Below are 21,906 nucleotides of genomic sequence, written 5' to 3' on the forward strand. Positions count from 1 at the left end.
TTCAGGGGATCGCACCATGAACAACCTATCGCTGCTGATGGATGGCTTTGCCACCATCCTGACCTGGAATCATCTGCTGATCATGGTGATTGGCGTGATGCTGGGCATGCTGGTCGGCGTGCTGCCGGGGCTGGGCGCCCCCAACGGCGTGTCGTTGCTGCTGCCGCTGACTTTCACCATGGATCCGGTGTCGGCCATCATTCTGCTGAGCTGCATGTACTGGGGGGCACTGTTCGGCGGCTCCACCACCTCGATTCTGTTCAATATCCCGGGAGAACCCTCGTCGGTCGCCACGACCTTCGATGGCTACCCGATGGCACGCAATGGCGAGGCGACCCGTGCGCTGACCCTGGCCTTCATGTCCGCCGGTCTCGGTGCGCTCGCCGGCGTGGTGATGATCACGCTGCTGGCCAGCTCGGTGGCCCAGTTCGGCCTGAAGTTCTCCTCGCCGGAGTACTTCGCGGTCTACTTCCTGGCGTTCTGCAGCTTCATCGGCATGAGTTCCAGCGCGCCCTCGAAGACACTGGTCTCGATGATGCTGGGACTGGCCTTCGCCACGGTGGGGATGGACAGCGTTTCCGGCGGCCTTCGCCTGACCTTCGGCATTCCCGATCTGGTCAAAGGCATCAGCTTCCTGGTGGCGGTCATGGGGCTGTTCGGGATCGCCGAACTCATGGTCACCACCGAAGAGGGCCTGAGCTTCAACGGTATCAAGAGCCGCATTCGGGTCCGGGACATCCTGCGAACCATGGCCGAGCTGCCGCGTTACTGGGCGTCGCTGGTCCGCAGCATCCTGATCGGGATCTGGATGGGCATCACGCCCGCCGGGCCGACCGCTGCCTCGTTCATGAGCCACGGCATCGCCAAGCGCTTCTCCCGCCACCCCGAACGCTTCGGCAAGGGCGAGCCCAATGGTATCGTCTCGCCGGAAGCGGCGGACCATTCCGCCGGAACCTCCGCGCTGCTGCCGATGCTGGCACTGGGCGTGCCGGGTTCGGCGACGGCGGCGGTGATGATGGGTGGATTGATGATCTGGGGGCTGACGCCCGGGCCGATGCTGTTCATCACCCGCCCCGACTTCGTCTGGGGTCTGGTCGCCAGCATGTACCTGGGCAACGTGGTCGCGGTCATTCTGGTACTGGCGACGGTCCCGCTCTACGCCTCGATCCTGCGGGTGCCTTTCGCCATCATTGGCCCGGTGATCGTGGCGGTCATCTTCACCGGCGTCTATCAGGTCGCCAACTCCACCTTCGATTTCTGGCTGCTGCTGTTCTTCGCCCTGCTGGGTTACCTGTTCAAGAAGCTCGATTACCCGGTCGCCCCGCTGGTGCTGACCATGGTGCTCGGCCATCGCGCCGAGGAAGCCTTCCGCCAGTCGATGGTGATGTCCGACGGCTCGCTGACCGTATTCTGGTCCAACTCGCTGGTCAGCACGATCATGGGACTCGGGGTATTGATGCTGGTGTGGCCGCTGTTCTCCCGCATGCTGGGGCTGAGAGGCTGGCGGCGACGGCTGCAGCGCCAGAAACCGCAGGCCTCGAAGCCGGCGACGCCCGACTCCCGCCCCTGAGACAAGGAAACAGCGATGCACCTCTCCCACTATCTCGATGGTGACGCCCCGATTCGCTGCTGCGTGATCGGCTCGGGTGGCTTCGGCCGCAGCTTCATCCTCCATTCCCGGCATCTGGAAGCCATGGAGGCGCGCGTGGTGATCGACCTGGATCCGGCGCTTGCGGCAAAGGCGCTGGTCGACGCCGGTATCGAACCGGGCCGAATCCGGCACTGCCGGACGCCGGCAGAGGCCAGCCGTGCCTGGGACCGAGGCGACTGGATCGTCGGCGACCGGCTGGAGGCGGTGATCGAACTTCCCCTGGACGTCGTCATCGAGGCCACCGGTCACCCCGAAGCCGGCGCCCGCCATGCCGCGCTCGCGCTGGAAGCCGGCCATCATGTGGCCCTGGTCACCAAGGAAGTCGACAGCGTGGTCGGCCCCGGCCTGGCGGCCATGGCTCGCAAGCGCGGCTGCGTGATCAGCCCGGTGGATGGCGATCAGCCGGCGCTGGCGATCGGCCTGGTCAGTTGGGCCGAAACGGTGGGCCTGGAGATCCTCGCTGCCGGCAAGTCGAGCGAATACGACTTCGTCTTCGACCCATCGACGGAAACCCTGACCAGCAACGGCAAACGCATCGACGTCCGCGGCTTCGGGGAGCGCTGGGATCTGCCCGAAGGCCTGGACAGCGAGGGTCACCGTCAATGGGTGGCGGATCGCGCTCGCCTGGCCGTTGATCTGCCGCAGCACGCGGTGCCGGACCTGTGCGAGATGGCGATCGTCGCCAACGCGACCGGCGTGATGCCGGACCGTCCGTCACTGCACTACCCCATCGCCCGTCTCGGCGAGATCGCCGAACTGTTCGTGCCGACCGCCGACGGGGGCCTGTTGACGCGGACACCGGCGCTGGAGGTCTTCCACTGCCTGCGGCGGCCGGACGAGTTCAGCCTTGCCGGCGGCGTGTTCGTGGTCGTGCGCGGCCATGATCGCACCAGTTGGCAGATGCTGGCCGAGAAAGGCCATCTGGTCAGCCGGCGCGGCGACAGTGCGATGCTGCCGCTGCCTCGCCACCTGCTCGGGCTGGAAGCCGCCACTACCCTGCTGGAGATGGTGCGCCGCGGCGTTCCCAGCAGCGTCGGCCAGCCGCGACCCCATGTCGATCTGATCGCCGTTGCCGGTTCCAACCTGACCGAAGGCACCACGCTCACCGCTCACGGCCACCACCACAGCATCGATCACGTATCGTCGGCACTGGTGCCGGCCAGCCCGCTCGGCGACGACGCGCCACTGCCCTACTATCTTGCCGCCAACCGGGTATTGATGCGCCCTGTCCGCGCCGGCGATCCCATCCGCCTGCGCGATGTCGCGATCGACGAAAGCTCATGGTTGTGGAAGCTGCGCCAGAGCCAGGATGCGCTGTTCTTCGCCGACGCCATGACATCGACCCACGCCACTATCGAGACCCCCAGATGACCACCGACCTTGCCGACTGGCCCATCGCCGCCGCCATGCTGCCGTTCTCCAACCGTCTGCCGGATGGCTCGCCACTGCAGGCGGCCAGCGCCGAACAGTGGCACCCGCTGTTTCAGGAGATCGCCGAGGCCGGCTTCGACCACGTCGATCTCTCCGACAACTGCTTTCGCCCCGGCGACATGCAGAGCGACCAGCTGGACGCACTCGCCAGCGTGATCAAGTCGGCACGCCTGAAACCCGGCTCGATCTCGGTGGTGCGCTCGAGCGTGATCGACGAACGCCATGGCGACGACCATCTCGCCTACAGCCATCGCTCGCTGGAGGCCGCCGCCAGGCTCGGCATCGGCACCGTCTCGATCGGCCTGCATCGACCATTGACCGAGGCCCAGCAGCGACAGCTCTGGTTCTGGACCGTGGAGGGTCACCGTGATGACCCCGACGACCGGGCACAGTGGCAAAGAGCGGTGACGCGGATCCGCGAACTCGGCCAGCACGCCGCCGAACTCGGTATCGTGCTGTCGCTGGAGATGTACGAGGATACCTATCTCGGCAGTGCCGACTCGGCGGTGGCCATGGTCGAGGAGATCGGCCTGGCCTCGGTGGGATTGAATCCGGATATCGGCAACCTGATCCGGCTGCACCGGCCGGTGGAGCCTTGGCTCGAGGCCATGCGCAAGGTGCTGCCGTGGTCGAATTTCTGGCATGCCAAGAACTACATGCGCGACGAGGACACCGAACGAGGCCATTACGTCGCCTTCCCCGCACCGATGGAGAGCGGCCTGATCAACTATCGCCAGGCGTTGAAACTCGCCGTGGAAGCCGGCTTTCGCGGCGTGATCTGCCTGGAGCACTATGGTGGTGACGGCCTCAGCGTCTGCGCCGCCAACCAGCGCTATCTGCGCGAGCGGGTCCTGCCCGCCTGTCGCAATGTTACCCCGGGCGCCAGTCGGGTCAGGCAGCCGCGCCGAGACTGACGCGCCACCGTGCACCTCGCGGGCAACTATGCTGATGCCAACCGGTTGTCCACGAGGTCGACATGAACACCAGCCATCTCGAACACGCCATCATCGCTGTCGCTTTTCAATGCCTGCTATGGCCGTTGGTCGGTCGCTGGGTAGGCGGTTCGCTGATCGTCGCGGTGTTTCTCGGGCGCGAGATCGCCCAGCACGAATATGCCGGTGGAGGACCCAATGCGGTCGGCTATTTCTATGGACTGGTTCACCACTGGTCGCCGGACTCGATCCTCGATGTGCTATCCCCCGCGGCCGCCTGCATCCTGCTGGCGCTGATCGTCCCCGGCAGCCCGCTGTGGCGAGCGTGGCAAGTCCACCGAACGAATGCCGTCAGGCGCAGTCAACCGTGAACAGACTTCCAGGAGATATCCCATGGGACTTCGCTTTCGCCGCATCCTGCGGCTGGCCCCGGGCTTGCGGATCCGGCTCGACAGCCAGGGCCCGACGCTCTCGATCGGCCCCCGCGGCGCCAACCTGAATATCAGCCGTCGCGGCGTTCACAGCCATGCGGGTATTCCCGGATCGGGCATTTACCACCGGCAGGCTTTATGGAAAAGAACGTCACGGACGGGAAAGGCGGACAAGAAGCGGCGTTAGGAGATAGGCATCGAAAAAGCCCCGGCCCGAAGGCCGGGCAAGTACGCAGGGGATAGTCCCCGGCGCCATTATCGATCGGCGGGCACACTTCATCAGGCTGAATTGTCTCGTCAATCCGGGGGAGATTGCGCTGGCGACCGACTACTCACCCAGGGCAAATGCAAGCCCCATGTCGACATGCAGCGCGGTCGTGTCGTAGAGCGGCAGGTCGCAATCCTGCGGCCGAAGTAGCAAGGCGATTTCCGTGCATCCCAGAATCACGGCCTGTGCACCCTGCTGCTGGAGCCTGGTGACGATATCCCGATACGCCTGCCGCGAGGGCTCGGTGATGACGCCATGGACCAACTCCTCGAAGATGATGCGATGAACGCTGTCCCGATCTTCCTGGGACGGTACCAGGCAGGAGATGCCATGCTCGTCGAGCAGCCGGCCTCGATAGAACTCCTGCTCCATCGTGAAGCGCGTCCCCAGCAGACCGACCTGCTCGACGCCATTGGCACGCAATCGTGATCCGGTGCCATCGGCAATGTGGAGAAAGGGGACGCTCAGAGCCGACTCGATCGCGTCGGCCACCTTGTGCATGGTATTGGTTGCCAGCAACAGGCACTCCGCGCCGGCGGTCTCGACCTGACGGGCCGCCAACGCCAACTTCTCCCCGGCCTCGTCCCAATCGCCACTCTGCTGCAGCGCCTCGATCTCGGCAAAGTCGACGCTCACCATCGCGATCCTGGCCGAGTGATATCCGCCGAGGCGCGCTCGCACGCCCTCGTTGAGCATGCGGTAATAACTCTGGGTGGACTCCCAGCTCATGCCGCCCAGTACACCGATGGTTTTCATCACGACTCCCCGCATGGTCATTCCTGCCACCTTTATCATACAGTCTCTGGCGCATGACAGGGCTGGATGACAATATGGGAGTGCCAAATCGACCAAAGGCTGCTTTATCCCAAGAGCCGATTCGCTTGATGATGACAAGATCCCGCCCTCAACCGCTCGGAGTTTCAACCGACCACGGTCCTCACCGATAAAACCGGACGTTCGAGAAATGGCGGGAGCCTGGCTGTCAGGACTCGCGTTTACCGTCATAGAGCCGTTTGAGTTTCAGCGGATTGCTCTCCTTGAGCGCCTCGGGTAGCAACTCATCCGGCAGCGCCTGATAACAGACCGGACGCAGGAAGCGAAAGATCGCAGCACTCCCCACCGAGGTCGTGCGGCTGTCGGAAGTGGAGGGATAGGGTCCGCCGTGGACGATAGCGTGACCGACTTCGACGCCTGTCGGCCAACTGTTGGCCAGTAGGCGTCCTGCTCTGCGCTCGAGCGTCGGCAACAACTGACGAGCCGCATCAATGTCGTCATCGTCTACCTGCAGTGTGGCCGTGAGCTGACCTTCCAACATCTCTGCGACCTGTTTGACTTGCGTCCCATCGTCACACTCGACAACCAGAGAGGTAGCGCCGAACACCTCCTCCTGTAGCGTCTTGTCAGCCATAAAATCGGCCGCAGTGGTGACGAACAGCGCCGATTGGCACTGGTTCGGCCCCTCGCAGGCTTGTCCACGGGCAACTTCACGTACCTTGTCATGGCGGAAAAGCCGACTCACGCCATGCTGATAGGCGTCATGGATTCCCGGAGTTAGCATGGTCTGCGCCGCACTCTGCATGATTCTCTCGCCGACCTGGGCCACGAAGGTATCCAACGCCTCGCTCTTTTCGGCGATCACCAGACCTGGATTGGTACAGAATTGCCCGGCGCCCATATTGAGCGAGGAGACGAAGCCAGCGGCCAGCATCTCGGCACGAGCTTTCAGCGCCGCCGGGAACAGGAACACCGGATTGATTGAGCTCATCTCGGCATATACCGGGATCGGCTCCTGTCGTTGCTGGGCGATCTTCATCAAAGCGGTACCGCCACTGCGGGAGCCGGTGAAGCCCACCGCCTTGATGCGGTGATCAGCGACCAGCGCCGCGCCGATATCGCTGCCGGAGCCAAACAGCACAGAGAACACGCCTTCCGGAAGTCTGCACTGGGCGACGGCCTTCTGTACCGCGCGGCCGACCAGCTCGGAGGTACCAGGATGCGCAGAGTGTGCCTTGACGATCACTGGGCAACCGGCCGCCAGCGCCGAAGCGGTATCGCCGCCCGCCACCGAGAACGCCAGTGGGAAGTTGCTGGCACCGAATACTGCCACCGGCCCCAGCGCGATATGACGCTGGCGCAGATCGACCCGCGCCATGGGTTTGCGTTCAGGCAATGCCGGGTCGATACGTGCGTCGAGCCATTCGCCGGCCCGCACGACATTGGCAAACAACCGCAGTTGACCACAGGTACGGCTGCGTTCGCCCTCGATGCGCACCTGGGGCAGGCCACTCTCGGCCACGGCACGCTGGATAAGATCACCGCCGATGGCTTCGATCTCGTTGGCTATGGTTTCGAGGAAAACCGCACGATCCTCGAGCGAGGTCTCGCGGTAAACATCGAAAGCGTCCCAAGCCAATTGGGCAGCCTTTTCAACGTCCGCAGCAGTCCCCCCGGCATAGCCGGGATCGAGCCGCTCGCCGGTGGCCGGATTGATGGCATGGATGATACGGCTACTACCATCGACAGCCTGCTGGCCGATCAACATCTTTCCTGTACAAGACATAACCCATCCTTATTCGCGGTGACTGCCAGTGCCATTTTCAATGAGAGCTTTGGCAGCGCCTCCATGAAAATTTATGACTCGAGCGTCAAGCTCTATGAATCAGAGACCTGATGACAATCTTCGAGCGCACGCGAGGGCCGGCAATAGCTCAAAAATTGTCAGGCAGATCAATCCAAGACACCGTTGTAAGAATTGACGATGATCTTCTCGATATCCTCTGAACTCGTTAGGCGAGGATTGACGAGAACGTTCCCGCTACGCATTGAGTCCCTCACCAGCTGAGGCAGCATATCCAAGTCCACCCCTAAATCCTTGGTGTTTTGCGGTATTCCGATCATCTTGTTCAGATCAACGATGTAGTCGATCACTTTCGCGCCGGCATCATATTCACTGAGCCCCGCTACGTCCTGCCCCAAAGCTACCGAAATGTCACGAAACAATTCGGGACACGCCTCTAGATTAAATTTCACGACATAGGGTAGCAAGCTTGCATTAGCCACCCCGTGTGCGATGTTGAAAACTCCGCCAAACGTGTGTGATATCGCATGAACATTACCTAGCTTTGACTGGGTGAATGCCACGCCAGCAAGAAATGAAGCTACCAGCATATTTTCACGTGCCACAGCATCGCTACCAACGAAGTACGTCTTTTTAATATTGCTGGATATCATCCGTATCGCATGGAGAGCCAAGGCCTGGCTAATAGGGTTCGCCTGTTTGGAAACATAGGACTCGATCGCATGCGTCAGCGCGTCCATACCTGTGGCTGCCGTAATGGGCGCCGGGAGCTTCATGGTAAGCTCGGGATCAAGGATCGCGATCTTGGGGAAAAGCAGCGGACTTATGATAGCCGTTTTGAATGACGTCTCCTTGTTGGTAAACACTGTGGAGGCCGTGCATTCACTTCCTGTGCCTGACGTTGTAGGAATGGCAAACAAAGGGAGTGGTTCATTCACAAGCTTCCCATACCCTTCATAATCCAGAATGCTGCCAGGATGCGTTGCCATTGCAACCACACCTTTAGCAGTATCTATGCTGCTGCCTCCACCCACACCAATAACTGCACCGCAGCCAGACTCCTCGAGACGTCTGACGGCATTCTCTAATACTTCTGTCGATGGATTCGGTTCCACATCGGAGAAGACCTCATAACTAAGATCGGCTTTTTCCAACGAATCAAACAAGCTGTCCAGAACAGAAGATCCCATCAAGCCGGGATCGGTAACGACAAGAAGCTTGCCCTCCACATGAGGTTTCAGCAACGCTCCTGCTTGCTTGACCATTCCAAAACCTGACTTAAGCGTCGTCGGAAAATAAAATTGAAAATCTTGCATTTTTCTTCCTCTATAATTTACGGATGTTAAAGTCAATCCAACGCTGAACCTTGGCTTACCCCAGGAACAGCAAAGAGATTTTCGGAAGGAACGTAAACAGCAACAAATCCACCAGCATCACGAGAAGTAATGGCGCAACTTTTCGAACGACCAGACCAAAAGAAACCACATCTAAACTTTTAGCAACAAAGAGGTTTACGCCTAACGGAGGTGTTAGCAAGCCAATGGCCAAATTGGTAATCATGACCACGCCAAAGTGAATTAAATTAACATCTTCATGGGCCAGTATCGGGAGAAAGATCGGCACCAGGAGAATGATTGCCGCATTTAACTCCAGGAAGGTACCGACCAGAAGTAGAATGACATTTATCGCAATCAACAACCAAACTTGATCAGCACCGAAAGCATTGACCCAGCTAGATACTTGCTGAGGGAACTGTTCTGTTGTCAACACCCATCCCATGATATTGGCGGCCGCAATTATGAGAAGCACCATGGACGATGTCAGCCCCGAAGAAATAAATATCTCTTTCAGGTCGGAGAATTTCAGCTCTCTATACACAAAAATGGATATGATCAGCCCATAAATGCAGGCAACAGCACCAGATTCAGTTGGCGTGAAAACGCCACTATAAATCCCGCCAAGTATTATGACAGGCATAGCCAAGCCCAAAATGGATTTTTTGAACTTATCCACAAAATTGGCGAAGCTCGTCGGCTCTGCGCCCCGATATCCTTTCTTTTTAGAATACAGATATGCGTAAAGAATCAAAGACAACCCAACAATCAAGCCAGGAACGATACCGGCAACAAATAAGTCACCTATGCTGACATTAGCTGAAATCCCATAGACCACGAAAGGTATACTGGGCGGAATAATAATACCGATGGTCCCCCCCACTGCCATGAGTGCAATGGAGAATCCTTTATCATAACCCGCAGTAATCATCGCAGGCACCATGATACTGCCTATCGCGACGACGGTAGCGGGAGCGGAACCAGAGATCGAGGCAAAGAACATGCTGGCGAGCAGCGCTATGATGGCAAGCCCTCCCGGCAGTGATCCCACGATACTCGCACCGAGATTGACAAGCCGCGTAGAGACCCCGCCTTTCTCCATTATTTTTCCTGCAAGGAGGAAAAAGGGAATTGCCATGAGGGGGAACGAGTCAAGGCCCGTAAACATTCTCTGCACGGTGACAAAGTCAGGCATATGGGAAGAGAAGACGAAGGCGACCAAGCAAGCGAAGGCGATACTCAACGCTAGCGGTATGTTTACTATCAACAAAGAAAACATTGCCACAAACATCAAAGTCGTCATTACTTATCACCCCTTTCAAGCGATTTTTCCACACTGGCCTGTGGGGCTCCATGGGGCGTGACTTCCCCATCTGATTTCACGAAACACTCAAAGAACTTAAGAAAATACCGAAGAGTCATTAGGAAAAAGCCGCACGGCACGGCTGCATAGGCGATATAAATAGGTATCCGCATGGCAGGAGATAGCTGGCCTGCACTCATCATACGGCCTACAAAGTCCATCCCAATATGGAAGAGCCAAGCACAAAAAAAGAAGCTCACCAAATTGGCCAGCAGCGCCACCGCTCGTTGAGCACCCGCGGGAAGTATAATCACTAGAGCATCGATAGAAATATGCGTAGCCCGCTTGACTCCCAGGCCAGCACCAACAAAGGTCGCCCATATCATAAAGTATCGAGCGAGTTCCTCCGTCCATGGCAAAGGCAGCTGAATCAGAAAACGATTCAAGACTCCCAAGAACACAACTGCTAGCATTGCCACGAGGAGAATATACACAGCCCTCTCCTCAAAACTTGTCAAGATAGCATCCAACTTTTCAAGTGATTTGGAGAGAGCCATATACATACACCAAAGTAAGATATCATATTGAAAAACAGCTAAACACGCTCAGCCAAGGGCCAGTCCCACGAACCCAGCCATATCCCCAATCAGTTCTTGGACTCAGCCTCAGCAACAGCATTCAAGAGGTCGTCAATCATTGCATCCCCCAACTGTTTACGATACATATCGTAAACAGGCTGAGTCGCCTCTCGGAACGCCTGTTTATCTTGGTCACTCAAGTCAACTATTTGCATACCGGAATCTTTCAGCTTTTGAATGGAGCGCTCGGCCTGCTCCGCATTAAGCTGTCGTTCGACATCACTCCAATGCTTTGCCTCTTCTTTCAGAACCGTCTGATATTTTGCCGGAAGGCTGCTAAAAAAAGCATCATTCACGATAAACGTGAATGGGTTATAAACATGCCCATCAAGCGTAAGATATTTCTGCACTTCGTAAAACCGCATACTGTCTATCAGGGAGACAGGGTTTTCTTCACCATCAATGACCCCCATTTGAAGCGCCGAGTAGACTTCTCCGAAAGCCATAGGCGTGGGATTAGCACCCAAGTCCTTTACCATCGCCATGTGCGCGGGGTTTTCCATCGTCCTGATCTTCAAACCAGCAAGATCTTCAGGCTTCTTAATCGGATGCACGTTATTCGTGAAGTGCCTGAAGCCATTTTCACCCCAGGCCAAAGCTCGAATGCCCGTCTTAGGCAACATCCCATTTAAGATACGCTGCCCAAAATCACCATCGAGCACCTCGTAGGCCACCTTCTTGTTCTTGAACAAGTAAGGCAAATCAAAGACCATAATATCAGGATAGATACTCGAGATCGGCCCAGCGAGCACCGCCATTTCAATGGAGCCAAACTGCACGCCTTCAAGCTGCTCTCTCTCTCCTCCTAGCTGGCTAGCCGGGTAGGTTGAAATGGTAACCTCACCATCCGTGCGCTTCTCAACGTTCTCCTTAAATACTTGCAGGGATTTCTCAAGTCGATCATCGACAGCAGGTGACGAATGTGCAATTTTAATATTATAACTTGCGCTGGCTGCGCCTGAAAAAAAAGCACATCCCAGTATAAACAACGCTCCCACACCATACTGCTTAGCGTTATCAAACATATCAAACCCCCATCTTGTCTTTTGTGTACTTTGCTAATTGCAAAAAAATTCAGCAATTTGCACATTTACAGCACGAGCCACTAGATCAGTTAACTAGTTAGCTTTTGCGCTTAAGCTACACAGCGACTAAAACCATGAATAATGAATATGCTTGATCCACCGATAACCTAAATTCATCTTCACCTTTAGTATATAATACCTATGTTTATATTGACCTGATCGTTATCGCAACATGAACAGGAGAAGATCTCCCTCGACGTGTGAGCGCAATACCGGCCCCGTGTCGCCAGGATCGCCCAAGAGGTTGCCCTACGTGCAAGCTGCTTGCAGGAACTCCTCGCTTCGTCTTGACCCAGCACAGGTCGCGGTTTCGCTTGTTCTCCGTGCACATCAGCGGCAAGCTCAAGCATACGAATACCCCAGGTCTTCGAGACACCGACGCCTGCCGCGAAACAATCTATAGCGCTCCCGTCTTCTGTCGGTGAGCCGGGGAAGGCGTTGATCCGCGCTTGCGGCGAGGGAAATCCACTCAAGAGCTCCGCCGTGGACGCATCGATCGGCGCGATCAAACGCCTGGCAGGTCAGTTTTAATTCAATCTTTTCTGAAGTAGAAAAACCCGAATTACTAGACCATTGATGAAGGCGACCTCATCGAAGGCAGGGGCAACGGATCAGCGGATGGTATTCTGGTCGGACCCGAAAGCGATTACCTGATCCTTGGCGAAGGTAAACGATGCGACCGCGACCTCTAACTGAAAGACTTCTGAGCGACGCTGAATCGCATCCCGTTGACCGCTCGGAAGAGCATGGCCTATGACCAGGGGCGCGAGATGATGTGGCATTTCAAGATCACCCAGAATACTGGAGTCACTATCGACTTTTGCGACCTACGCAGTCCGCGCCAGAGAATGGCTAATGAGAATACCGCATGGGCGAGATCAGTCGTTTTAGACAGCACTAGAGTCAGCATCCATCATTCTTTCATATAACGCAGCATTAACTTGGGATAGAATTAAACACATGGCTCCATCATTACAATCCATCATTTCACGTTTGCGCCTCAAGCACCTGCAACTACTCATTGCCTTGGACGACCACCGCTCATTGCACAAAGCTGCGAAAGTCACTTTTATATCGCAACCTGGGGCAACCAAATCACTGCGCGAAATTGAGGACGCACTCGGGATGCAGCTTTTTGAACGTATGACGAAAGGCATTGAGCCGAATGATGCTGGGGCATGTGTCATCCGCTACGCGCGTCTAGTCTATAGTGACTTGGCTCATATGAGGGAAGAAATCGTTGGGTTGATGCAAGGCTATGGAGGATACATCGCTGTCGGGACGATAATGGGAGCCGTTCCTTCTCTGACATACGCGATTCAAAAGTTAAGGGCGATACAGCCCACTGTTTCGATCGAGATCGTCGAGGATACCAGCTCTAAACTCATGAGTTTATTGAGCCAAGGAAGAATCGACCTGGCCATCGGTCGAGAAAGTATGGGGCAAAGGCTAGCAGCCTACGACAGCATTGAACTCAGCGAAGAGCCTCTGGCAGTCATTGCTAACAAGCAACACCCGCTTTCAGGCATCAGAAATTTACATTTGCAGGACCTTAGTGACGTCGCCTGGATTGCGTATCCATCCAATATGCCCATGCGTCAGTCCCTGGAGCATGCCATTAACGAAGCAGGCCTAGAGGCCATTCGACACCCGATAGAGACATCATCGACATTTAGCACTCTCATGTTACTGCAACAGGACCCCTCCCTAGTGGCAGTCGTGCCACAGGAAGTCGCAAAATATTGCGTTAGCGTGGACATACTCTCCTGTCTAGACATATACATACCCTCTTTGATGGGACCACACGGTGTCGTTAAGCGCGCCGGCTATCAATTGTCTCCAGAAGCTCATTTGCTTGTTAGCGAACTCTTCAAATCCGCGGGAAAAGATTATGACGCCAGCGCTTGGGATAACTGATAGCGAAGGGACTGGCCATCAGTGCTGGGGCGAGGGCTCGTGGGCACCGAGATCGGCCAGCACCATGGTGCAATAAGGCCCGGTGAGCACCCGAGAAAAGTCGAGTAAGGTAATGTCGTCGAGCGGACCTTTCCTGGGGGTCCATTTGCGTTGAGTTGGCCATCGGTGTTCTCCCCAGCCACCTGTAGGATCTAGCGTGATGCCAGAAGCCAACCTGCTGTCTTCTCGGCGATCATCAATGTCGATGAGTTGGTATTGCCGCTGGTGATGGTCGGCATGATGCTGGCATCCACCACACGCAGGCCGGTCACACCTCCTACCCGCAGGTGGGATCCACCAAAGAGATCGCCTTGACGTCAGGGTGGCCGATCAGGAGCCGTGCATGATCGGCCTGGTCCTGGGCCAGGACGCCAATGCCTCGCAGGAGCGCCAGAAACGGGGCCTGATCGTTGCCCACGGTATCAGCCTGCCCTGTGCATTGAGCGTCGTCTGGCTCGCGGAACGCCGCGACGAGCCGATCATCGCCGCCATACGCAGCATGCTGGCCGATATCTGGTCGTCCTGACGGACATTCGAGCCAGTTGATCCCCATTCGCGGCAGGGATGAAGGGAATTCCAGGCATGAAAAAACCGGCCACTGAGAGCCGGTTCTTTTCAATTCGTGACGGAGGGGGAGGGATTACCGGCTCGCTTCGCGAGGCCGTTTGTCGGCGCTCGAACACCAAAACCGCGAGCGCCTCGGTGCGAACCGGAGGGTTCTCATCCACTCCCCCTAACCAATGCCTAATTCCAGGCATGAAAAAACCGGCCACTGAGAGCCGGTTCTTTTCAATTCGTGGCGGAGGGGGAGGGATTCGAACCCTCGAAGCCTTTCGACTTACACACTTTCCAGGCGTGCTCCTTCGACCACTCGGACACCCCTCCGCATTGTCGCCCCACCCGTAGCGGCGTTGCCGCTGCGTTCAGAACGGCGCACATAGTAACGAGCTAAACCCGTGATCGCAAGCCGTTTTTCCTTTTCCGACGACCTTTTACGATCTCTCCAGCACGGAAAGCCCAGTATCAGCGCCATCGCTCCAGATACGCCTCCGGATCGCGCGCTGGCGCCTCAGGATAGCGCCCGCCAACCTGGCCAAGGTAGAGATAGCCGATCAGCTCTTCGTGCTCACCCAGTCCGAGACCGCGCCACACGCTCTTGTCATGGGCATAGGTACCGGTGCGCCACATTGCCCCCAGCCCTTGCGCGAAAGCCGCGTAGAGCATGGCATGCGCGGCGCAACCCGCGGAGATGAGCTGTTCTACCGGCGGCACCTTGGGCAGATCCGGCGTGATGCGCGCGATCGCCGCGATGATCATCGGTGCCCGCTTGGGTTTCTTGCGCGCAGCATCGAGATTTCCGTCATCGATATGCGGGTTGGCCTGATAATCGGATCGGGCGAACAGTTCACCCAGCCGATCGAGCCCTTCACCGCTGATCTCGATGAAGCGGTACGGGGTCATTTCCTTATGATCCGGCGCCCGCAGTGCCGCACGGTAGATGGCGTCGAGCTGCTCGGCGGTGGGCGCCGGACCGGCCAGCTTGCCCATCGAACGACGCTGATGCAGTAGCGTCATGGCATCCATGTCTGACTCCTCTGAAACATCGGTGGTAACAAGCAAGGGATCGCTCGACTCTACGTCAAAAGCGCTACTGTCGCAGCAGGCGTGGGGGCAGCTCCGGCGTCCAACCCGGCGTGGCCCGCCACGGGCTGATATCGAGCCCACCGCGGCGCACGTAGCGCGCCATGACCAGCAGCCGCTCGGGGCTGCAGCGTGCCATCAGGTCGACGAAGATATGCTCGACGCAGTGCTCGTGAAAATCCTGATGCTGTCGATAGGAAACGATGTAGCGCAGCAACGCGGCTCGATCGAGTCGCGGCCCGCGATAGGCAATCAGCACACTGCCCCAGTCCGGCTGCCCGGTGACCGGGCAATTGGACTTGAGCAGATGCGAGTGCAGCGTCTCTTCGACGATATCGCCCTCATCGCAGGCGAGCAGCTCGGGGGCCGGCGTGTAGCGATCGATGGCGACATCGAGTTCGTCGATGCCATCACCCGGCAGCGGCGCCGGTGCGAGCGCGGGATCATCGACACCGAACAGCTCGACCGTGACCGGGGCGCCGGCCGCGGCGCCCAGGTCCCGCTGCAGCAGTTCGATCACCGCGTCACGGCCGGCGAACGTCGTCTGGTTGAAGCCGTTGAGATAGAGCTTCCAGGATTTGGATTCGATCAGGCACGGCGAATCCGCCGGCAGCCGGAAGCGCGCCACCGCGACCACCGGCTTGCCACGCGGGTCGAGCCAGGAGAGCTCGAAGGCCCACCACTCGTCACCACCGACGAACGGCAGTGACGCCGCCTCGATTCCCAGCGGCGCCCGGTTGGCGGCACGCTCGATGGGAAACAGCAATGCTGCGTCGTAGCGCTCGGGATAAGCGGATTCGCGCCCGAGCGGCGCGTCGGCGAGAGTGTCGGGGCGCGGTGTGGTCATGAACGAATCCCCTTGCCTCGGTTGAGCATCCACAGCGCCAGGCACCAGAAGGCGACGATGAAGGCGGCGATGGCGATCAGCGCCCCGCTCACCGGAATGTCGGAGATGCCGAGAATGCCATAGCGGAAGGCGTTAACCATGTAGAGGATCGGGTTGACCATGGTCACCTTCTGCCAGAACTCCGGCAGCAGGTCGATCGAGTAGAACACGCCCCCCAGGTAGGTCAGCGGCGTCAGCACGAAGATCGGAATGATCGAGATATCGTCGAACTTCTTGGCCAGCAGAGCATTGATGAAGCCGCCGATCGAAAACAGCAGGGCGGTCATCACCACCACCATCAGGGTCAGGAACGGGTGGTGCAGGTCGAGATGGGTGAAGAACAGCGAGACCACCGTCACGATCAGCCCGACGCCCAGCCCACGCGCAGCACCGCCGATGACGAAGCCGGCCAGAATGACCCAGTTGGGCATCGGCGAGACCATCATCTCCTCCACGCTGCGCTGGAATTTGTTGGAGAAGAACGATGAGGCCACGTTGGAGTAGCTGTTGGTGATCACCGACATCATGATCAGGCCGGGCACGATGTAGGACATGTAGGAGATGCCATGCATCTCACCCACGCGTGAACCGATCAGATTGCCGAAGATGATGAAGTACATCGTCATGGTGATGGAGGGCGGCACCAGGGTCTGGGGCCAGATCCGCACGAAGCGGCGCACCTCTTTCACCACCATGGTCCAGAGCGAAATCAGCAGTTGCCGGGTATTCAAGATGCCGTCTCCTTGGCCGGTGTAGAGGTGGCGCTGTCGATGCCGCTACCGGCATCCGGCTGCGAGGTCATCGAGACGAACAGCTCTTCCAGACGGTTGGCACGGTTACGCATGGAGAGCACGCGCACGCCCTGGCGAGTCAATTGCTGGAAGGCATCGTTGAGATCGGTGCCCTTGCGCACGGAAAGCGACAGCTGGTGCGAGTCGACCCGCTCGACCTCGAAGCCTTCCACCTGGGGGGCGGCCTCCAGCGGCTCGGCCAGATCGAGCAGGAAGGTCTCGGTGTCCAGCTCGGTCAGCAGGCCGCGCATCGAGGTATTCTTGATGATCTCGCCCCGATTGATGATGGCGATATTGCGGCACAGGCTCTCGGCTTCCTCGAGATAGTGCGTGGTCAGGATGATCGAGGTGCCCTCCTCCTCATTGATCCGGCGCATGTACTCCCACATGCTGCGACGCAGCTCGATATCGACCCCGGCGGTGGGCTCGTCGAGGATCAGCAAACGCGGACGGTGGATCAAGGCACGCGCGATCATCAGCCGCCGTTTCATACCACCGGAGAGCATGCGCGCGGCGCCGTTGCGCTTGTCCCACAGGCCGAGATCCTTGAGCAGGCGCTCGCAGCGCGGCTTGGCCTCCTTCATCGGCATGCCGTAGTAGCCCGCCTGGGTGAGGATGATGTCCTCGACCTTCTCGAACTGGCTGAAGTTGAACTCCTGCGGCACGACGCCGAGCGCATACTTCGCCTTGGCGAAGTCGCGGTCGATATCGATACCGAAGATCTTCACCTGTCCCGCCGTTTTCTGGACCAGCGAGCAGACGATACCGAGTGTGGTGGACTTGCCCGCGCCGTTGGGGCCGAGCAGCGCGAAGAAGTCGCCCTGCTCGACATCGAGGTCGATGCCTTTGAGGGCTTCGAATCCATTACCGTAGACTTTGGTCAGCCCGCGGATGGACAGTGCCGGTTCTGCCATCGGGATTCCTGTCGAGTACATAGAAGAAGTGCCGCCACATATGGGGCCGATCGATGGAAAATCAATCTTTAGCAGACGAATAAACTCCATCGCCATAACGTCCGCCACTATCGTCGGCGTCACCGACGCTACCGTGTCAGCGTAGTCGGGAGCCAGCCGGCGTCGGCGAGAGCGATATCGTGGCACGCGATGCGTGGCGGAAAGGCATAGCCGACGCGATACCGTCAGGCCGAGGAAGATGGAGGCAGGCACCAGCGCACCGGCTGTCCGCGCATCTGCGACTCGGTATATCAGCCGATATGGAGAGAGATTGATACGCTTCGGAAACGATAAAACTGGAGCGGGAAAGGAGATTCGAACTCCCGACCCTCGCCTTGGCAAGGCGATGCTCTACCACTGAGCTATTCCCGCTGAATGATGTCGAGACCTGGGTCCGACGTGATGATCGTGGCGGATCATCGAAGTGGCGTCCCATAGGGGGTTCGAACCCCTGTTACCGCCGTGAAAGGGCGGTGTCCTGGACCACTAGACGAATGGGACGCAATGGAGCAGCAGAGCTGTTCCGATACTACCTAAAATTGGAGCGGAAAAGGAGATCGATCGGACCGGCGTTCCGGCTCACGACCCTCTCTAACGCTTCCAGTACCGCAAAATTGGAGCGGGAAAGGAGATTCGAACTCCCGACCCTCGCCTTGGCAAGGCGATGCTCTACCACTGAGCTATTCCCGCACCGTAACTTTCTACACGACTTCGTTGAACCAAGTGGCGTCCCATAGGGGGTTCGAACCCCTGTTACCGCCGTGAAAGGGCGGTGTCCTAGACCACTAGACGAATGGGACGTGATGTCTCGGCTCCGTCGAAGTGGCGCGTATGTTACTGAGACGATTTTGAGGTGTCAAGCGATTGATTTCACCGATTTTCGCCATAGCCTAATCGGGACTGGTCAGGGCATGGCAAATGGCCTGTAATGCGGTGAGCAAGTCGAAGCGATAAGGAGAACTGGCTATGGGTAAGGTACAGAAGACGGAAGCCGAGTGGCGTGAAAAGCTCACCCCCGAGCAGTACCACGTTACCCGCGAGAAAGGCACCGAGCGTCCATTTACCGGCGACTACCAGGTCGAGGCGGTTCAGGGTATCTACCACTGCGTCTGCTGTGGTGCGCCACTGTTCGAGAACGAGCACAAGTTCGAGGCGCATTGTGGCTGGCCGAGTTTCGACCGGCCCCTGGCAGCGGCCTCGGTCGAAGAGCATCAGGACGACAGCCATGGCATGCGCCGGATCGAGGTGACCTGCCGACGCTGCGACGCTCATCTGGGTCACGTCTTTCCGGACGGCCCGGCGGAGACGACCGGCCAGCGTTATTGCATCAACTCGGTAGCGATCACCTTCCACGCCGGCGAATAGCACACCGAACGACCTCTTCGAGCGGGCGGGCATCCTGCTGGAATGCTAGGACCCGTTGGCCCATCCAGCATGAAGTAGCGACAAAGCCCATGGTTATGGGCTTTGTCATCTCACCTCGTTCCAGGCGTTGAGGGTAAAAAAACATACCTTGGCGCTCGGCTCGCCCCAGTCTTGCCCCTCCGTCCCTCGATATCGCGGAGGCTGGCTACGGCGCTAGCTCGCCGATACCTAAAGTGAATCGCCTCTGGCCCCAGGACGCGGAAATCAGAAGTGGCAACAGGTGCGACATAGCGACCGGAATCGTCCCTTCATTGCCTAGGCACTGGGCAACTGACATCGCCCTCCTCGCAATCCGAATAGCTCTCCAGTGTCTCCGTGCGCTGCCGTGTCAGCTCTTCAAGGCAGCCTGCCTTCACCATCCCGTTGATGCTGCCCCCGGACGTCGGCCCACTGACAAATTCACATTCGGCGTCGCGGAACCCGATCCAGGCTCGCTGGGCGGCCCTCAGGCGCTCCTTGGCGTCTCCGTCGAGCCGGTCCAAGATATCGGCATAGGTGGTATTCAGCGCCTTATCCGCGGCTTGGTACTCGTCGCCCGCACAGGCGTTCATCTCTTGCTGCGTGGCGGCGTCGTCGCACGACTGTGCCGCTTGAGCCAATCCGCACAGACCCGCCAGGGCCAAGCCCGAAATCAATAGGAAACCACGCATTCGTCACCTCGCTTCGCTGTTCAAAGACATTCCCTGATCACCGTAACCAACGACCCACCGGCTTACTCGTAAACCATAGTCTCAGGTACCACACACCAGCCCGCTAGACCCGATCTCCTGGTCATGTGGGTTCTGGCCATTGGTCGCGTCCGACTGGAGTCATCAGCAATATGAACTGTCGTGGCGTACTCCCCCGAGACGTTGTCGTGACCCTCTGCGGGTCGACTTGTGTGCAATAGCTGGCCATGCCGTCAGTGGTCTACAGTCGGCGTTCCAACACTCCGCATCGAAGGGCTGACCACATGGCCACAACCGACGAAAAGCTGGATGCGATCCTGCTGATGCAGGCCGAGATCCTCGGGCGCCTCGAGGCTACGGATGTCTACCGAGCCGTGGTGACGGACGAGGATCCCCGCGTGGCCGCACTGCAGGCGCTTGGCGATACCTCGATGGATCGTCCGTCGGCCCGCGTCCGCGCCGAAATCGATGCCATCGTCGAAAAGGCGGCTCACTGGGGACGATCCGTTAGTTGAGTGCGCTGCCAGAGTTCATGCCGCACACCGCCGCCCGACCAGACTCGCCAAATCATCGCCGGCTGGTCGCTGACGGCCCATGGCAACCTGGCCTTCGTTGCCAAGCAGATGAGGCACCAGGATTACGCCATGCTCGTGGGAGCTATGTGAAGTGGGTCGACTCCAAGAGCCGATCCGAGGCTGCAGGGGCCTGAAACGGGATGAAGCCATGGGGCGCCTTGGCCCACGGATGCCCCACGCGTCAGCAGCTTGAAGCAGCAGACCACCCAATACGGGCCTCCAGCACACCACCTCAGCATCCTGCTAGAATGTCCGCCCGCTTGCCGTTGGGCGCGGCACGATTCGAAGAACAGGCAGGAGAAGATCATGCTCGGCTGGTATCCCGGACACATGAACAAGGCGCGGCGCCAGATCACCGAGGCGTTGCCGGAGATCGATGTGGTGATCGAGGTGCTCGATGCCCGCCTGCCCTACTCCAGCGGCAACCCGATGCTGGCAGAGCTGGCCGAGCATAAACCCGTACTGAAAATTCTTTCGCGTGCCGACCTGGCCGACCCCGAGGCCACCCAGGCGTGGATCGCGCACTTCGACGCTCAGCCGGACAGCCGCGCGATTGCCGTCACCACGACCCAGGCGCGTGAACTCAAGCAGATCCCGGCGCTGTGCCATGAACTGGCTGGACAGGTACGCGCCGACCGCGATGTGCGCGTGATGGTGATGGGCATTCCCAACGTCGGCAAGTCGACGCTGATCAACGGCCTCGCCGGGCGCAAGATCGCCAAGACCGGCAACGAGCCGGCCGTGACCAAGCGCCAGCAGAAGATCCGCATCGACGGACGCGTCTCGCTGATCGACACCCCCGGCGTGCTGTGGCCGAAGATCGAGGATCAGGCCAGTGCCTACCGGCTCGCGGCCAGCGGTGCCATCCGCGATACCGCGATCGAGTACGTCGATGTCGCCATCGTCTGTGCCGCCGAACTGGCCAAGCGCTATCCCGATGCCCTGCGCGAGCGCTACCGGCTCGGCGAGCTACCCGTCTACGTGGCGCCGACCGAGACCGATAGCGTCGATGCCGACGGTCCCAGGCTGGTCGACTTCCAGGCCAGGGCGGGCTTCGACGGTCACGCGATCATGAACGAGATCGCGCGCAAACGCGGCGGCCTGAAGGCCGGTGGGGTGATCAACCTCCACCGTGGCGCCGAGGTACTGCTGCATGAGCTGCGTGATGGCAAGCTCGGCCGGTTGACCCTGGAGCTGCCGGCAGATATCCCCGATCCCGTCGAGGAAGATATCGACGCGGCCGAGCACTGACCCCCACCATACAGATGCACCGAAAATCCTTCCGTTTCTGCCTCTTGCGCCGCGCCAGCGCGGCGTTATGCTGGGAATCGGTGACACAGCCCACCGGGGAATAGCCACT

At 58.8% G+C, this 21,906-nt stretch carries 22 protein-coding genes, 5 tRNA genes and 1 pseudogene; 10 read left to right on the forward strand and 18 right to left on the reverse strand.

Annotated elements, in window-relative coordinates; all coding sequences use genetic code 11:
* Nucleotides 1-16: 16 nt before the first annotated feature.
* From DOM56_RS16210 to DOM56_RS16230, 5 genes are all read left to right on the forward strand, one after another.
* Entirely contained in the window at nt 17-1,570 is a 1,554-nt protein-coding gene (locus DOM56_RS16210; protein ID WP_110710101.1) for a tripartite tricarboxylate transporter permease, read from the forward strand.
* A gap of 15 nt (nt 1,571-1,585) precedes the next feature.
* Nucleotides 1,586-3,022, forward strand: a complete 1,437-nt coding sequence (locus tag DOM56_RS16215) for a flagellar biosynthesis protein FlgA (protein ID WP_110710102.1) — start codon at nt 1,586-1,588, stop codon at nt 3,020-3,022.
* The gene (locus DOM56_RS16220) at nt 3,019-3,996 is read left to right on the forward strand and encodes a sugar phosphate isomerase/epimerase family protein (protein WP_110710103.1); all 978 of its coding nucleotides are present in this window, start codon (nt 3,019-3,021) and stop codon (nt 3,994-3,996) included. Before DOM56_RS16215 ends, DOM56_RS16220 begins: the two co-directional genes overlap by 4 nt.
* A gap of 62 nt (nt 3,997-4,058) precedes the next feature.
* Nucleotides 4,059-4,385 carry a hypothetical protein gene (locus tag DOM56_RS16225; RefSeq protein WP_110710104.1) on the forward strand — a complete coding sequence of 109 codons (327 nt, stop codon included), beginning with the start codon at nt 4,059-4,061 and terminating at the stop codon, nt 4,383-4,385.
* 22 nt (nt 4,386-4,407) lie between these two features.
* Nucleotides 4,408-4,632 (forward strand): DUF4236 domain-containing protein, encoded by a 225-nt coding sequence (locus DOM56_RS16230; RefSeq protein WP_157958260.1) that lies wholly within the window; start codon nt 4,408-4,410, stop codon nt 4,630-4,632.
* Nucleotides 4,633-4,773: 141 nt separating this feature from the next.
* Here the strand turns inward: DOM56_RS16230 and DOM56_RS16235 are convergent, their stop codons facing one another.
* From DOM56_RS16235 to DOM56_RS16260, 6 genes are all read right to left on the reverse strand, one after another.
* Nucleotides 4,774-5,469, reverse strand: coding sequence for an aspartate/glutamate racemase family protein (locus DOM56_RS16235; protein ID WP_110710240.1), 696 nt, complete (start codon nt 5,467-5,469; stop codon nt 4,774-4,776).
* Nucleotides 5,470-5,695: 226 nt separating this feature from the next.
* Nucleotides 5,696-7,273 carry an aldehyde dehydrogenase (NADP(+)) gene (locus DOM56_RS16240; RefSeq protein ID WP_110710106.1) on the reverse strand — a complete coding sequence of 526 codons (1,578 nt, stop codon included), beginning with the start codon at nt 7,271-7,273 and terminating at the stop codon, nt 5,696-5,698.
* Between the two features lie 167 nt (nt 7,274-7,440).
* Complete coding sequence (locus tag DOM56_RS16245) at nt 7,441-8,607, reverse strand: iron-containing alcohol dehydrogenase (RefSeq protein ID WP_110710107.1); 1,167 nt, start codon at nt 8,605-8,607, stop codon at nt 7,441-7,443.
* Between the two features lie 55 nt (nt 8,608-8,662).
* On the reverse strand, nt 8,663-9,928 hold the full coding sequence (locus tag DOM56_RS16250) for a TRAP transporter large permease (RefSeq protein WP_110710108.1): 1,266 nt from the start codon (nt 9,926-9,928) through the stop codon (nt 8,663-8,665).
* Nucleotides 9,928-10,485 (reverse strand): TRAP transporter small permease, encoded by a 558-nt coding sequence (locus tag DOM56_RS16255; RefSeq protein WP_157958261.1) that lies wholly within the window; start codon nt 10,483-10,485, stop codon nt 9,928-9,930. Before DOM56_RS16255 ends, DOM56_RS16250 begins: the two co-directional genes overlap by 1 nt.
* Before the next feature lie 89 nt (nt 10,486-10,574).
* Nucleotides 10,575-11,591 (reverse strand): DctP family TRAP transporter solute-binding subunit, encoded by a 1,017-nt coding sequence (locus DOM56_RS16260; protein ID WP_110710110.1) that lies wholly within the window; start codon nt 11,589-11,591, stop codon nt 10,575-10,577.
* 1,020 nt (nt 11,592-12,611) lie between these two features.
* Between DOM56_RS16260 and DOM56_RS16265 the strand changes: the two genes are divergently transcribed.
* Complete coding sequence (locus DOM56_RS16265; RefSeq protein WP_110710111.1) at nt 12,612-13,568, forward strand: LysR family transcriptional regulator; 957 nt, start codon at nt 12,612-12,614, stop codon at nt 13,566-13,568.
* 18 nt (nt 13,569-13,586) lie between these two features.
* Here the strand turns inward: DOM56_RS16265 and DOM56_RS20050 are convergent, their stop codons facing one another.
* Both DOM56_RS20050 and DOM56_RS16275 read right to left on the reverse strand, forming a co-directional pair.
* On the reverse strand, nt 13,587-13,781 hold the full coding sequence (locus DOM56_RS20050) for a CoA transferase (RefSeq protein WP_280951300.1): 195 nt from the start codon (nt 13,779-13,781) through the stop codon (nt 13,587-13,589).
* Nucleotides 13,760-13,900, reverse strand: a pseudogene (locus DOM56_RS16275) (GMC oxidoreductase); the annotation flags it as partial. The gene DOM56_RS20050 and the pseudogene DOM56_RS16275, both read right to left, overlap by 22 nt.
* Before the next feature lie 50 nt (nt 13,901-13,950).
* On the opposite strand from DOM56_RS16275, the gene DOM56_RS16280 reads away from it, so the two are divergent.
* Nucleotides 13,951-14,133, forward strand: coding sequence for a hypothetical protein (locus DOM56_RS16280; protein WP_198655818.1), 183 nt, complete (start codon nt 13,951-13,953; stop codon nt 14,131-14,133).
* 271 nt (nt 14,134-14,404) lie between these two features.
* Here the strand turns inward: DOM56_RS16280 and DOM56_RS16285 are convergent.
* The 9 genes from DOM56_RS16285 to DOM56_RS16325 all read right to left on the reverse strand — a co-directional run bounded on the left by DOM56_RS16285 (nt 14,405) and on the right by DOM56_RS16325 (nt 18,678).
* Nucleotides 14,405-14,492, reverse strand: a tRNA-Ser gene (locus tag DOM56_RS16285).
* A gap of 138 nt (nt 14,493-14,630) precedes the next feature.
* A complete protein-coding gene (locus tag DOM56_RS16290) occupies nt 14,631-15,191 on the reverse strand; it encodes a nitroreductase family protein (RefSeq protein ID WP_110710112.1) in 561 nt (186 codons plus the stop codon).
* 64 nt (nt 15,192-15,255) lie between these two features.
* Nucleotides 15,256-16,095: an NADPH-dependent 7-cyano-7-deazaguanine reductase QueF gene (queF, locus tag DOM56_RS16295; RefSeq protein ID WP_110710113.1), complete on the reverse strand. Its 840-nt coding sequence runs from the start codon at nt 16,093-16,095 to the stop codon at nt 15,256-15,258.
* Entirely contained in the window at nt 16,092-16,865 is a 774-nt protein-coding gene (locus tag DOM56_RS16300; protein WP_110710114.1) for an ABC transporter permease, read from the reverse strand. Before DOM56_RS16300 ends, queF begins: the two co-directional genes overlap by 4 nt.
* Nucleotides 16,862-17,839, reverse strand: a complete 978-nt coding sequence (locus tag DOM56_RS16305; RefSeq protein ID WP_110710115.1) for an ABC transporter ATP-binding protein — start codon at nt 17,837-17,839, stop codon at nt 16,862-16,864. Before DOM56_RS16305 ends, DOM56_RS16300 begins: the two co-directional genes overlap by 4 nt.
* A gap of 336 nt (nt 17,840-18,175) precedes the next feature.
* Nucleotides 18,176-18,250 (reverse strand) — tRNA-Gly (locus tag DOM56_RS16310).
* A 53-nt stretch (nt 18,251-18,303) separates the two neighbouring features.
* A tRNA-Glu gene (locus DOM56_RS16315) sits at nt 18,304-18,379 on the reverse strand.
* Nucleotides 18,380-18,493: 114 nt separating this feature from the next.
* Nucleotides 18,494-18,568 (reverse strand) — tRNA-Gly (locus DOM56_RS16320).
* A 34-nt stretch (nt 18,569-18,602) separates the two neighbouring features.
* Nucleotides 18,603-18,678 (reverse strand) — tRNA-Glu (locus DOM56_RS16325).
* A gap of 166 nt (nt 18,679-18,844) precedes the next feature.
* Between DOM56_RS16325 and msrB the strand changes: the two genes are divergently transcribed.
* Nucleotides 18,845-19,243, forward strand: a complete 399-nt coding sequence (gene msrB / locus DOM56_RS16330; RefSeq protein ID WP_110600811.1) for a peptide-methionine (R)-S-oxide reductase MsrB — start codon at nt 18,845-18,847, stop codon at nt 19,241-19,243.
* 308 nt (nt 19,244-19,551) lie between these two features.
* Here the strand turns inward: msrB and DOM56_RS16335 are convergent, their stop codons facing one another.
* Nucleotides 19,552-19,953 carry a lysozyme inhibitor LprI family protein gene (locus DOM56_RS16335; protein ID WP_110710116.1) on the reverse strand — a complete coding sequence of 134 codons (402 nt, stop codon included), beginning with the start codon at nt 19,951-19,953 and terminating at the stop codon, nt 19,552-19,554.
* A 302-nt stretch (nt 19,954-20,255) separates the two neighbouring features.
* Between DOM56_RS16335 and DOM56_RS16340 the strand changes: the two genes are divergently transcribed.
* Together DOM56_RS16340 and ylqF are read left to right on the forward strand one after the other, a co-directional pair.
* A complete protein-coding gene (locus DOM56_RS16340) occupies nt 20,256-20,486 on the forward strand; it encodes a hypothetical protein (RefSeq protein WP_110710117.1) in 231 nt (76 codons plus the stop codon).
* Nucleotides 20,487-20,852: 366 nt separating this feature from the next.
* Nucleotides 20,853-21,797, forward strand: a complete 945-nt coding sequence (ylqF, locus tag DOM56_RS16345; RefSeq protein WP_110710118.1) for a ribosome biogenesis GTPase YlqF — start codon at nt 20,853-20,855, stop codon at nt 21,795-21,797.
* Nucleotides 21,798-21,906: the final 109 nt, after the last annotated feature.

Source organism: Salinicola sp. CR57 (genome assembly GCF_003206585.1).
Lineage (GTDB): Bacteria > Pseudomonadota > Gammaproteobacteria > Pseudomonadales > Halomonadaceae > Salinicola > Salinicola lusitanus.

Bases quoted from the DNA above. Each gene is read 5' to 3' on its own strand.
- DOM56_RS16210 (WP_110710101.1), top strand. From the start codon at position 17: ATGAACAACCTATCGCTGCTGATGGATGGCTTTGCCACCATCCTGACC.
- DOM56_RS16215 (WP_110710102.1), top strand. From the start codon at position 1,586: ATGCACCTCTCCCACTATCTCGATGGTGACGCCCCGATTCGCTGCTGC.
- DOM56_RS16220 (WP_110710103.1), top strand. From the start codon at position 3,019: ATGACCACCGACCTTGCCGACTGGCCCATCGCCGCCGCCATGCTGCCG.
- DOM56_RS16225 (WP_110710104.1), top strand. From the start codon at position 4,059: ATGAACACCAGCCATCTCGAACACGCCATCATCGCTGTCGCTTTTCAA.
- DOM56_RS16230 (WP_157958260.1), top strand. From the start codon at position 4,408: ATGGGACTTCGCTTTCGCCGCATCCTGCGGCTGGCCCCGGGCTTGCGG.
- DOM56_RS16235 (WP_110710240.1), bottom strand. From the start codon at position 5,469: ATGAAAACCATCGGTGTACTGGGCGGCATGAGCTGGGAGTCCACCCAG.
- DOM56_RS16240 (WP_110710106.1), bottom strand. From the start codon at position 7,273: ATGTCTTGTACAGGAAAGATGTTGATCGGCCAGCAGGCTGTCGATGGT.
- DOM56_RS16245 (WP_110710107.1), bottom strand. From the start codon at position 8,607: ATGCAAGATTTTCAATTTTATTTTCCGACGACGCTTAAGTCAGGTTTT.
- DOM56_RS16250 (WP_110710108.1), bottom strand. From the start codon at position 9,928: ATGACGACTTTGATGTTTGTGGCAATGTTTTCTTTGTTGATAGTAAAC.
- DOM56_RS16255 (WP_157958261.1), bottom strand. From the start codon at position 10,485: ATGGCTCTCTCCAAATCACTTGAAAAGTTGGATGCTATCTTGACAAGT.
- DOM56_RS16260 (WP_110710110.1), bottom strand. From the start codon at position 11,591: ATGTTTGATAACGCTAAGCAGTATGGTGTGGGAGCGTTGTTTATACTG.
- DOM56_RS16265 (WP_110710111.1), top strand. From the start codon at position 12,612: ATGGCTCCATCATTACAATCCATCATTTCACGTTTGCGCCTCAAGCAC.
- DOM56_RS16280 (WP_198655818.1), top strand. From the start codon at position 13,951: ATGATCGGCCTGGTCCTGGGCCAGGACGCCAATGCCTCGCAGGAGCGC.
- DOM56_RS16290 (WP_110710112.1), bottom strand. From the start codon at position 15,191: ATGGATGCCATGACGCTACTGCATCAGCGTCGTTCGATGGGCAAGCTG.
- queF (WP_110710113.1), bottom strand. From the start codon at position 16,095: ATGACCACACCGCGCCCCGACACTCTCGCCGACGCGCCGCTCGGGCGC.
- DOM56_RS16305 (WP_110710115.1), bottom strand. From the start codon at position 17,839: ATGGCAGAACCGGCACTGTCCATCCGCGGGCTGACCAAAGTCTACGGT.
- msrB (WP_110600811.1), top strand. From the start codon at position 18,845: ATGGGTAAGGTACAGAAGACGGAAGCCGAGTGGCGTGAAAAGCTCACC.
- DOM56_RS16335 (WP_110710116.1), bottom strand. From the start codon at position 19,953: ATGCGTGGTTTCCTATTGATTTCGGGCTTGGCCCTGGCGGGTCTGTGC.
- DOM56_RS16340 (WP_110710117.1), top strand. From the start codon at position 20,256: ATGGCCACAACCGACGAAAAGCTGGATGCGATCCTGCTGATGCAGGCC.
- ylqF (WP_110710118.1), top strand. From the start codon at position 20,853: ATGCTCGGCTGGTATCCCGGACACATGAACAAGGCGCGGCGCCAGATC.